The sequence below is a fragment of the Kitasatospora sp. NPDC001175 genome, from assembly GCF_053598215.1.
The window spans coordinates 1-4,544 of record NZ_JBSFJU010000166.1 but is presented as its reverse complement, the minus strand read 5'-3'; the positions used below and the strand labels follow the sequence as shown (position 1 = coordinate 4,544).

At 73.7% G+C, this 4,544-nt stretch carries 6 protein-coding genes and 1 pseudogene; 4 read left to right on the top strand and 3 right to left on the bottom strand.

Features of this window, described 5'->3' with window-relative positions:
* The 3 genes and pseudogenes from ACWDAK_RS40680 to ACWDAK_RS40670 all read left to right on the top strand — a co-directional run.
* Positions 1-242: pseudogene (locus ACWDAK_RS40680) on the top strand (hypothetical protein); the annotation flags it as partial.
* On the top strand, positions 239-1,000 hold the full coding sequence (locus tag ACWDAK_RS40675; protein ID WP_427396355.1) for a polysaccharide deacetylase family protein: 762 nt from the start codon (positions 239-241) through the stop codon (positions 998-1,000). The pseudogene ACWDAK_RS40680 and the gene ACWDAK_RS40675, both read left to right, overlap by 4 nt.
* A gap of 120 nt (positions 1,001-1,120) precedes the next feature.
* Positions 1,121-1,552: a GNAT family N-acetyltransferase gene (locus ACWDAK_RS40670; protein WP_427396356.1), complete on the top strand. Its 432-nt coding sequence runs from the start codon at positions 1,121-1,123 to the stop codon at positions 1,550-1,552.
* A 284-nt stretch (positions 1,553-1,836) separates the two neighbouring features.
* Here the strand turns inward: ACWDAK_RS40670 and ACWDAK_RS40665 are convergent, their stop codons facing one another.
* The gene (locus tag ACWDAK_RS40665) at positions 1,837-1,965 is read right to left on the bottom strand and encodes a hypothetical protein (protein ID WP_344641567.1); all 129 of its coding nucleotides are present in this window, start codon (positions 1,963-1,965) and stop codon (positions 1,837-1,839) included.
* Positions 1,966-2,047: 82 nt separating this feature from the next.
* Here ACWDAK_RS40665 and ACWDAK_RS40660 point away from each other — a divergent pair, with 82 nt between their 5' ends.
* Complete coding sequence (locus tag ACWDAK_RS40660; protein WP_344641568.1) at positions 2,048-2,449, top strand: hypothetical protein; 402 nt, start codon at positions 2,048-2,050, stop codon at positions 2,447-2,449.
* 26 nt (positions 2,450-2,475) lie between these two features.
* Here the strand turns inward: ACWDAK_RS40660 and ACWDAK_RS40655 are convergent, their stop codons facing one another.
* Positions 2,476-3,123, bottom strand: a complete 648-nt coding sequence (locus ACWDAK_RS40655; RefSeq protein WP_427396319.1) for a LuxR C-terminal-related transcriptional regulator — start codon at positions 3,121-3,123, stop codon at positions 2,476-2,478.
* The gene (locus ACWDAK_RS40650) at positions 3,111-4,355 is read right to left on the bottom strand and encodes a sensor histidine kinase (protein ID WP_427396318.1); all 1,245 of its coding nucleotides are present in this window, start codon (positions 4,353-4,355) and stop codon (positions 3,111-3,113) included. Before ACWDAK_RS40650 ends, ACWDAK_RS40655 begins: the two co-directional genes overlap by 13 nt.
* Between the last annotated feature and the right edge of the window lie 189 nt (positions 4,356-4,544).

The following is a 4,544-nucleotide window of genomic DNA, read 5'->3' as shown; positions in this document are numbered from 1 at the left end:
GCGTCACCAACGCCGCGGCCCTCGACGACGCCGGGCTCGCCCCGTGGATCCGCACGCCCGGACAACTCGCCCCGCGGCTGCGCGAGGCACTCCGCGCCACCCCGGCCCGCCCGGCGGAGGCCGCCGTCCCCGCGGACCACGTGATAGCCGCCCTGGCGGGCGCGACCGCCGCCGCACCCGGCACCCGTACCGCCATCCCGCCGGCACTCCGCCGCGGCAACACCCGGGAGCTGGCCTCGTGAGCAGCCTGATCGGTCCCGTGACCAGGGCCCTGACCATCTCCGGCGCACTGGCGGCGGGCTCACTCGCGGTCGCCCACGCCGCACCCGCGCTCAGCGCCCTCAACGCCGTACGGCCCTGGCTCACCCCCGAGTTGTGCGGGTACGGCGACCCCGACCACATCGCCCTGACCTTCGACGACGGCCCCGATCCGGCCTCCACCCCGTTCTTCCTGCGGGAGTTGGACCGGGCGGGCGTCCGGGCCACCTTCTTCCTGCTCGGCCGGATGCTGGTCCGCGACCCCGGCCTGGGACGTGAACTGGTCGCCGCCGGCCACGAGATCGCCGTCCACGGCTACGAGCACCGCTGCCTGCTCCTGCGCACTCCGGGCGCGGTCCGCGACGACATCGCCCGGGCCCTCGACACCATCTCCGATCTGACTGGTACCCAACCGACCTGGTACCGACCGCCGTACGGAGTCCTCACGGCCGGCACCCTCGCCGCTGCCCGGGAGTTGGAGCTGACCCCCGTCCTGTGGAGCACCTGGGGCCGCGACTGGACCGCCGCCGCCACCCCCGACTCGGTCCACCGCACGGTCACCCGCAGGCTCGCGGGCGGCGGCACCGTCCTGCTCCACGACACCGACTGCACCGCCGCCCCGGGCTCCTGGCGTTCCGCCTTCGGCGCCCTCCCCCGCCTGATCGACACCTGCCGGGCCCGCGGCCTGAGGCTGGGCCCGCTGCGCGAGCACCGGACCTCGCCCGTGGGCCTCGCCCGGTGACGGGCCGCCGACGACCGGCGGGGCGTTGCCCGCGCCCGGCACCACCGCACCGCCGTTGCCGGACCCGGTGTGCCGATTTTCCGAGTGCGGGGCGGGCCTCTGGTGCTGCCGTCCGAAGGCGTGATCACTTGCAGGGACGACGGATACCGGATCGACACCGATCCCGACCGCCTCGACACGGTCCTGATCCACCACTGGCTGTCCACCGACGCGTTCTGGGCGCTCGGCCGCTCCCGCGAAACGGTGGAGCAGGCCATCCGGGCGTCGGTCAACTTCGGTGTGTACGCGGCGGACGGGTCGCAGACCGGCTACGCCCGGGTGGTCACCGACCTGGCCACCTTCGCCTGGCTGTGCGACGTCTACATCGACCGCGACCACCGCGGCCTGGGCCTGGGCACCTGGCTGGCGGCAGCCGTCCGCGACCACCTCGCCCCCTACACGCTCAAGCGGGTCATGCTCTCGACCCTCGACGCCCACGGGGTCTACGCCAAGGTCGGCTTCGTGCCGTTCCCCGATCCCCAGAAGCTGATGATCATGAGCTTCGCGCCCTGACAGCCCGGACCCGCGCCACGGCGGCGGGCGCGGGCCCGGGGCGGGCGCGGGCCCGGGGCGGGCGCGGGCCCGGGGCGGGCGCGGGCCCGGGTGCTCAGGGAGACGGCTCGTCCAGGACGGCACAGAGCCGGTCCAGGACCTTCGGCCAGCCGGCGCCCGTGTCCTGGAAGGCGGTCCGGCCCAGCGGGGAGTCGAGCGTCAGTCGGCACGGCCGCCACGATGCGTCGGAAATCTCCGACGCGTCGCCGTTCTCCGACGCGTCGCGGTGGCGGGCGGCCCCGCGGTCAGCGGTACTCGCGCAGGCGGGGGCGGACGGCGAGGACGGTCAATGCGAGCGCGACGGCGAGCACGGCCTCGCCGCCGGCGGCGAGGCCGGAGCCGAGGTCGCGGTCGGTCGCGGTGACGGCTGTCACGATGTCAGCAGGTCGGCCTGGAGACACGGCGCAGGTGGAGGCGGCCGGCGCCGATCGCCCGTGCCCGGCACAACTTGGGCCGTTGAACGCTTCGCAGCGCCCAGGAGCCGCCGACGCGATGGTTCCGGCCTCATCGGTCTCGGCCTGGGTCTGCCTCTACGAGCGGCCGTCGTCCCCGGCCCCGGGGAGAGCGGACGCCCTGGTACTCACCCGCTCTGGCCGCCTGTCGAGCGCGCAGGTGAGTGCCCTGGTCGCCTCGCTCGACGCCGCGCCGAAGGGCGCGATGCGGTGCGTCAGCAACGCGCACACGGTCACGGACGTGCGGTTCGCCTACCCGAGCGGGCCCGACGTCGAAGTCCGCATCGGAGTGGACAACTGCCGCAACGCCTCCAACGGCAGCCGGGACGCCAACGCCACCGCGGTCAGCGTCCCCGTGCCCCCGGACGCGGCGCAGCGTGGGCCGGCGCCGAGCCCGTCGCCGTGATGACGGCAGGCGTGCCCCCCCGGGATTCAGCCCCTGGACGCGCCCAGGAAGCGCAGCACGGCGAGCACCCGGCGGTGGTCCGCATCGACCACCGGCAGGTCGAGTTTGGCGAAGATGTTGTTGATGTGCTTGGCCACCGCGCTCTCACTGACCGTCAGCGCCTCGGCGATGCCGGCGTTGGACCGGCCCTCCGCCATCAGGGCCAGCACCTCCCGCTCGCGCGGGGTCAGGGCGGCCAGGGGGTCGCCGCGGCGGAGCAGAAGTTGGGCGACGACCTGGGGGTCCAGCGCCGTTCCCCCCTCGGCCACCCGCCGTACCGCTGCTGCGAAGTCCTGGACATCGGCCACGCGTTGCTTGAGCAGGTAGCCCACTCCGCTCGTGTTGGTCGCCAACAGGTCAGCGGCGTACCGCTCCTCCACGTACTGCGAGAGCAGGACCACCGCCGTGCGCGGCCAGCCGCGGCGGATCACCGCGGCCGCCCGCACGCCCTCGTCGGTGAAGGTGGGCGGCATCCGGACGTCCACCAGAGCGAGTTCGGGCTGGTGCTCCTCGACGGCGGCCAACAGCGCTTCCGCATCGCCGACTTCCGTGACGACCTGGAAGCCGCCCATCTCCAGCACCTTGACCAGGCCGACCCGCAACAGCACCGAGTCCTCGGCGATCACCGCGCGCACGGCAGCTCCACCGTCACGGTCGTCGGTCCCCCGACGGGGCTGCTGAGCCGGAAGATGCCGTCGACGGAGCCCACCCGCTTGGCCAGCCCGCTCAACCCCGTACCACCGAAGGGGTCGGCGCCGCCCAGCCCGTCGTCGGTGACGTTCACCCGCAGGACCGTCCCGACCCGTCGGACCGTCACCTCGACCCGCGAGGCGCCGGCGTGCTTGGTCACGTTCGCCAGCGCCTCGGAGATCACGAAGTACGCAACCGACTCCACGGCGGGCGCCGCCCGTTCCGGCAGCTCGACCCGCAGGCGCACCGGCAGCGGAACTCGGGCGGCCAGTCCGGACAACGCCGCGTCCAGGCCCCGGTCTTCGAGCACCGCCGGATGCAACCCACGTACCAGATCGCCGAGTTCGGCGATCGCCGCCTTCGCCTCCAGGTGCGCTTCTGCCAGCACCTCACGGGCCTCGCCCGGCAGGTCGGGGCGGGTGGCCATGGCCAGTCCCAGGTTGACCGCCAGCGAGACCAGCCGCTGCTGGGTGCCGTCGTGCAGGTCGCGCTCGATCCGGCGGCGCTCGGCATCGACCGCCTCGATCAGGTCGGTGCGGCTGCCCGCCAGGTACGCGACCCGCTCCTGGAGCCGATCGGCCCGGCTGGGTCCGAGCAGCGCCGCGGCGGAGCGCGACTCCGCCCGGGCCACCACCCCGGCGAGCCAGGGCAGGAGGGACAGCAGAAAGAGGCCGAGCACGGTGTAGCACGGCATCAGCGTCGCCCAGCCGAACCAGTCGCGCCGCACCCCGACCGGCAGCGCCCACGCCCAGCCGTACCCGGTGGCGCCCGCCAGACCCACCACCGCCGTCACCAGCACCAATAGCTCCGACAAGGCCACCAGCGGGCCCAGCAGCAGGTGGTACCCGACCTGGCGCCAGGCGCGCGGCGAGGAGAGCCACCGCAGGGCCGTGGTCGGCGACCACCGCTGCGGCACGGGCGCCGAGCGACGGATGTCCACCCCGAGCAGCGCCCGGTGCCGGTACCGCTGAACCGCCGTCAGCACCGGGACGCCGCTCAGGACCAGGGCGACAGACACCGGGAGCGCGAGCGCCCAGTTCCCCGTCCTGGCAGTGGTCGTCGCGTCCCAGGACCACACGGGCACCAGCGCCAGGTGCACCGGGACACCCGTGGCCAGGAAGCCGGTGTCTCGCCGCGCCCGCCGTGCCAGGCGCCCCAACCGGGGTGGAATCGTCATGGCTCGACGTTAGAGCACCTCAACACGGGCCTGCCATGGATCTTGTATCCGCATCCATGGTGAACCCAGTACCACCACACCGGGGCCGGGTCTCAGAGGGCGTTTAGTGTGGGCGAATTGCCCTTTATGCCCTAGTAGGTTCCTCGCCAGGTTGGTGTGCTTTCGTCCGTTATTCGCTTGGTGAGGTTG